The 3804-nt window shown below is 68.4% G+C and carries 5 protein-coding genes; 2 read left to right on the forward strand and 3 right to left on the reverse strand.

Annotated elements, in window-relative coordinates; all coding sequences use genetic code 11:
- Both VF542_RS06770 and VF542_RS06775 read left to right on the forward strand, forming a co-directional pair.
- Positions 1–410, forward strand: a 410-nt coding sequence (locus VF542_RS06770) for a hypothetical protein (protein WP_408650937.1), incomplete at its 5' end; no start/stop codon positions are given.
- A 47-nt stretch (positions 411–457) separates the two neighbouring features.
- Positions 458–958, forward strand: coding sequence for an ImmA/IrrE family metallo-endopeptidase (locus VF542_RS06775; protein WP_408650938.1), 501 nt, complete (start codon positions 458–460; stop codon positions 956–958).
- 301 nt (positions 959–1259) lie between these two features.
- Here VF542_RS06775 and egtD read toward each other — a convergent pair whose 3' ends face one another.
- The 3 genes from egtD to VF542_RS06790 form a co-directional block, all read right to left on the reverse strand.
- Positions 1260–2225: an L-histidine N(alpha)-methyltransferase gene (egtD, locus tag VF542_RS06780; RefSeq protein WP_408650939.1), complete on the reverse strand. Its 966-nt coding sequence runs from the start codon at positions 2223–2225 to the stop codon at positions 1260–1262.
- Positions 2209–3078 (reverse strand): ergothioneine biosynthesis protein EgtC, encoded by an 870-nt coding sequence (locus tag VF542_RS06785; protein WP_408650940.1) that lies wholly within the window; start codon positions 3076–3078, stop codon positions 2209–2211. The genes egtD and VF542_RS06785 overlap by 17 nt, the downstream gene beginning before the upstream one ends.
- A 10-nt stretch (positions 3079–3088) precedes the next feature.
- On the reverse strand, positions 3089–3804 hold a 716-nt coding region (locus VF542_RS06790), incomplete at its 5' end, for an SUMF1/EgtB/PvdO family nonheme iron enzyme (RefSeq protein WP_408650941.1).

A 3804-nucleotide genomic window follows, 5' to 3' on the forward strand; every position in this document is an offset into this window, starting at 1 on the left:
AACTATTGCAGGCCTCGAACACCACGAACCTGAGCGCTCGCACCATCGCTCGCAACGCCCGGGAGCTGGGTTTCAGCCTCAATCATGACACCGCGGCGAGATACCTGCGGGGCAACCACGGCACCCCTGACGAGTCCACCCTGCAGGCGCTGTCGAAGGTCCTCAAGGTGTCGATGACCAAGCTGCGGACGGCGGCCGCCCTGCCCAACGAGGTGACGACCCCCTACCAGCCACCGGCCGAGTCCAGCCGGCTGAACCGCCGGCAACGGCGCGCCGTGGACGAGGTGATCCGAGCGATGCTGCAGCCCACCACGACCAGCAAGCAGGTCACCGAACTGGACACCAAGCGAGCCAAGAAGGCAGCCCCGAAAGCAGCACGGCGCGGCTCCGTGGAACCACCTCAACGCTGAGGCCACCGCCACGCAGGATCGTCAGAGGCCTACTCGATACTCCCCCCATGACCTCGCGCTCCAGCACCCGGCACCCTCTGGGCAGCACCCCAGGCATCGCTGCGCCCTACGATCCATGGGCCGACCTTCGGCTGAACTGGCCGCACGTCAAGGTGGTCATCGAGCGCATGACCGGCGACCTGCTGGGTGAAGTACGCGACGACGGCCAGGTGATCGCGCTGCGTGCCGACACCTCCGCGGCACAGCGAAGGTGCACCCTCACCCACGAGCTCGTCCATCTGGAGCGGGGCATCCTCGATTGTGGTCCGTGGCTTCAGCGCGAAGAGAGCTTGGTGCATGCCGAGGCAAGCCTTCGTCTGATTCCACTGGCCAGCCTTGTCGAGGCGATCCGGGCGCTGGGCGGCGCCGACGATCCGGCCGCGCTCGCGCAGTGGCTCGAGGTCGACAGTGAAACCCTGGCAGTCCGCCTCAGCCGGATGACCAGCGCCGAACGCAGGATGCTGCGCCGCTCGCTGGCCCGCCAGGCCCCGTTGTGGTCGGTTGCCTGAGGTGGCCACGGCGCCCGGCCGCGGATAGCTGCCGGTCGGCCTCCGGCGGGGCCGGATGGCGAGAACACCCAGCGTCTGGCACAAGGACTTGACAACGCCCGCTGTGCCAGGCATCTTAGCAATGTCTGTTGTATGACTAGTTGTCAGACGACTGATGACGACCCCATAGTGGGGTAGTCAGTGATGGGGTAGGCACCAGCCTCGGGGGAGGGGCCGGGCGGCATGGCTAATCGGCGACTGGGTGGGCGCCGGTTGAGGCGGGCAACGATCGGCCCGCCGTGCCATGCCGCCCGCTACCGAGCTACTGGGACAGGCTGAGAGCGAAGTAGCCTGCCGGGTCGGTCCACCAGTGGGTCAGGTTGAGCCCTGCCATGGCCAGTTCAGCGGTGATCCCGTCCCGACGGAACTTCGAGGAGATCTCAGTGAGCAACTCCTCCCCTGCGTCGAAATGCACGTCCAAGCCGATCCTGTCCAACCGTGCTCGGATCTCGCGACCAGCCCGCAATCTCATCTCGATCCGCTCGTCCGCCGGATTCCATACCGCGCGGTGATCGAACGCCTCGATCGGCAGGTCGCCGCCGAGCTCCCGGTTCAGCACCTGCAACACGTTGAGGTTGAAGGCGGCCGTGATGCCGGCGGCGTCGTCATAGGCGGGCACCAGGATCTCGGCCGGCTTCACCAGATCGGTTCCGAGCAGCAGCACATCTCCCGGGTCGAGCGCGGACCGAACGGCGCCGAAGAAGGCCGCCCGCTCGGCTGGATCGAGGTTGCCGATGGTGGATCCCAGGAACACGACGGCGGTCCGCCCGGACTTCGCGAGCCCGTCCAGATGCCGGGTGAAGTCGGCACGGACGGGCTGCACCTCAACCGTCGGGTACCGCGCCGACAGCGCGACCGCCGCCTCGGCCAGGGCGCTGGCCGAGACGTCGAGCGTGATCACCCGGCGCAATGTGCCGGTCCGCTGCCAGGCGTCCAGTAGCAGTTGGGTCTTGGTCGATGATCCCGAACCCAGCTCGATCACGGTCTCTACCGGCGCCGCCGCGGCGATGTCACCGGCGTGGGCCTGAAGGATCTGCGTCTCGGTACGGGTCGGGTAGTACTCCGGCAGGTCGGTGATCTGCTCGAACAACTCGCTGCCGCGAGCGTCGTAGAACCACCGTGGCGGCAATGACTTCGCAGTGCTGGTCAGCCCGGCACGGGCATCGGCAGCCAGCTCGTCAGTGGCGCCGGCGGAATCGAGGAAGCTGTCATCAACCCTGATGGACATGACTCTCGCTCTCTGTGTCGTCAGGAAGTTCTTGCCGAAGCGGGCGGTAGCGCACCCCGCTCGGATCAGCGATCACGAGCTGGCCGTCCGGGATCGGCTGCCAGGCTGGATCGTCGTCGAACGGCTCGCTGGCAAGCACCACACCAGCTGCCGAGTGACGCGACCACAGGGAGTGCGTCACCGTGGTGCTGTAGAGCCGCCGGCCGTCGGTGAGCAGGGTCGTGAGCCTGGAACCCGGCGCGGCGGCCAGCACCTCGGTGACCAGGTCACCGAGTGCCGAGGCCGGGTCGCTGCTGGCCACCAGCCGCTGGCGTAGCAGTGCCCACAGCAGGGTGGCGTCAGTCATCACCTGGATGCTCAGCAAGTCCCGGCGGGGAATCTCCTCGACGAACCCGATCGCGGTGTCGGGCCAGCCGGCGATCCGGCCGTTGAGGCTGAACAGCCATTGCCCGTCGGTGAACGGGGCACACGCCGCCTCGGCGACCGGCATTCCGGCGGTGGCGTTGCGGACCGCGGCCAGCACCCCCACGGCCACCACGCCACGCGCCAGCTCGGCGAACTGCGCATCCTGCCAGATCGGCACCGGCCGCCGGTACCGCCGGGCCGCCCCGACCGGGTGCCCGCCTGGCGGGTTCGTCGGCGAGCCGGCAGCCGAGTCGACAGCCGGCTCGGTCCCGAGCCTCGGTTCGGGTTCGACGGCGAACCAGCCCACCCCGAAGCCGTCGACGTTGACGGTGCCGCCGCCGCGCATCTCGTTCGGGGCATAGCTCTGTACGACGAGCGAGTGCGGCGGGTCCAGCACCAGCTCCGCCAGGTTCACCGGCGGCCCTAGATAACCGACATGACGACACATAGGCGCGGTGTCAACTCAGATCTGCGCCACGGGCCGTCCGGAAGCCGGCGAAGATCTGGCGCCGGATCGGATAGTCCCAGTTACGGAAGGTGCCCCGGCACGCTGCCCGGTCGGTGCCGAACGAGCCCCCACGCAGGACGTAGTAGTCCTCGCCGAAGAAGACCTTGGAGTATTCGGCGTAGGGGAACACCTCGAAACCGGTGTAGGGAGCGAAGGTGGAGGATGTCCATTCCCAGACGTCACCGATCAGTTGGTGCACGCCGTAGGGTGAGGCACCCGCTGGATAGCTGCCGGCCGGTGCCGGGCGCAGATGCCGCTGGCCGAGGTTGGCCCGCTCCGGCGTCGGATCCTCATCGCCCCAGGGGTAGCGGCGGGACCGCTGCGACACCGGGTCCCAGCGGGCCGCCTTCTCCCACTCCGCTTCGGTCGGCAACCGGCGACCGGCCCACGCGGCATAGGCCTGAGCCTCGTACAGGCAGACGTGCAGCACCGGCTCGTCCGCTGCCACCGGGATCAGGCTCCCGAAGCTGCGCCGCCACCACGAACCGTCGCTGTCCCTGCTCCAGAACAGCGGCGCGGCGAGCCCGGCCCGCTGGCGATATTCCCAGCCCGGCGCGCTCCACCAGCGCCGCTCGTCATAGCCGCCGGCATCCAGGAAACGCAGGTAGTCGCCGTTGGTGACCGGAGTGGTGTCGAGGAAGAAGGCATCGACGTGCACGAGATGGG

Origin of the sequence: Jatrophihabitans sp., from assembly GCF_036389215.1 — a bacterium.
In the GTDB taxonomy this organism is placed as follows: domain Bacteria; phylum Actinomycetota; class Actinomycetes; order Mycobacteriales; family Jatrophihabitantaceae; genus Jatrophihabitans_A.

Bases quoted from the DNA above. Each gene is read 5' to 3' on its own strand.
- egtD (WP_408650939.1), bottom strand. From the start codon at position 2,225: ATGTCCATCAGGGTTGATGACAGCTTCCTCGATTCCGCCGGCGCCACT.
- VF542_RS06775 (WP_408650938.1), top strand. From the start codon at position 458: ATGACCTCGCGCTCCAGCACCCGGCACCCTCTGGGCAGCACCCCAGGC.
- VF542_RS06785 (WP_408650940.1), bottom strand. From the start codon at position 3,078: ATGTGTCGTCATGTCGGTTATCTAGGGCCGCCGGTGAACCTGGCGGAG.